At 70.6% G+C, this 272-nt stretch carries 1 protein-coding gene; it reads right to left on the bottom strand.

The genetic code is table 11. From position 1 onward, the window contains the following. On the bottom strand, nt 1–272 hold a 272-nt coding region (locus SB775_RS29540; protein ID WP_410864794.1), incomplete at both ends, for a GlgB N-terminal domain-containing protein.

Genomic DNA, 272 nt, shown 5'->3' with positions numbered 1-272 from the left:
CGCCGAGGGCCGTCCACAGCGTCTCGTGACGACCCTCCCCGATGAGGTGGAGGTCGAGCTGGCCGATGGTCGGCAGGAAGCGGTACGGGTCGTCGGCGGTCCACACGGAGCCGTCGTCGTACCGGGCCTCGATCTGGTACGCGCCGGGACCGGTGATGTCGATGCCCTGCCATACCCCGTGGCCGAGGTGACCGAGTTCGACGTGGGCGCCGTTCGAGAGGACGGCGAAGACCTCCTTCGCCAGCGGCCGCAGGGCGCGGATGACCGTCACC

Source organism: Peribacillus sp. SIMBA_075 (assembly GCF_046534585.1).
The sequence above is the reverse complement of the archived record's forward strand: the minus strand, read 5'-3'. Positions and strand labels throughout refer to the sequence as shown.